We start from the raw sequence: 1,101 nt of genomic DNA on the forward strand, positions 1-1,101 counted from the left end.
ACTTTCTATGTTTTTTAGTTTATAATGCTGTTATTCTTCAATAACAAACAAAGATATTAATTTTTTGTTAGCTTATTCTCTTTTTTCAATGAATTAACGATTCCGTCCAAAGTTCCGTTAATAAAGCCACCGCTTTTCGGGGTGCTGTACAGTTTGGCTATTTCTACGTACTCATTCAGTGATACGCTGACCGGAATATTGGGAAAACTCAGAATTTCAGCCAAAGCGATCTGCATAATGACCACATCCATGAAAGCCACACGGTCTAAATCCCAGTTCTTTGTATTTTCGCTAATCAGATGACGATAATAATCGGCATTCAAGATAGTACGACGGAACAAACGGCGTGCGAAGTCTTGATCCTCCTCATCTTTAAATTCCGGCAACAATTCCTGTTTTGCACCATTCTTCTCATCGAAACGCTTGATGGTCTTCAACACAAAGGTATCCACTATTTCCTTATCATCATTCCAATACAAACTTTGGTCCTCCAAAACCTGATCTAGTTCGATATTATTAAAAATAATATTTTTATATAGCTTGCGCCACAATTCACGGTCTTCCTCATACGAAGAAGTCTCACTGGCCATATATTCCTTATATATATCGCTTTCTAAGATTTTATCACATAAAGTCTTTACGAAATCAGCTTCATTCTCCCAAGTTTTCTTCTGATTGTTCGAAAACTCCAGCAGTTGTTTGTTTACCTCCAACTGTGCAATAAAGCGGTTTTCTACAAATTTAGTGTTGGGAAACAATTCTTCCTTAGTAGGAACCAGTTTGTTTTTCGCAGCATTCAGTCGTTTGTTAGCCTGTTTAGTTACCTCTACCATTAAAAGCAGCAGATAGTTGTATAAGTCATACGCTTTAGAAAGGCTGAAAAATAACTCTTTTTCCGCTGTATCCAAGTTTTTGCCTCCGTTCTGATAATAAGCATAGACTATCTGAACTATCTTAAGACGAATAAGAACTCTATTTATCATAATTCACATAAAATTATTAAGGAGTTGCAAAAGTAGGTATTTTCATTGATTTTACATAACATAATTACATTTTTTAATGTAAAATTTACATAGAGCTATCTAAATCGCTTTTTTCATC

At 34.9% G+C, this 1,101-nt stretch carries 1 protein-coding gene; it reads right to left on the reverse strand.

The features are described 5' to 3' along the window. Positions 1 to 56: 56 nt before the first annotated feature. Entirely contained in the window at positions 57 to 983 is a 927-nt protein-coding gene (gene nusB, locus AB5935_RS24180) for a transcription antitermination factor NusB (RefSeq protein WP_005841621.1), read from the reverse strand. Between the last annotated feature and the right edge of the window lie 118 nt (positions 984 to 1,101).

The organism is Phocaeicola sp. RTP21198st1_B8_RTP21198_201120 (assembly GCF_040929485.1).
In the GTDB taxonomy this organism is placed as follows: domain Bacteria; phylum Bacteroidota; class Bacteroidia; order Bacteroidales; family Bacteroidaceae; genus Phocaeicola; species Phocaeicola dorei.

Bases quoted from the DNA above. Each gene is read 5' to 3' on its own strand.
- nusB (WP_005841621.1), bottom strand. From the start codon at position 983: ATGATAAATAGAGTTCTTATTCGTCTTAAGATAGTTCAGATAGTCTAT.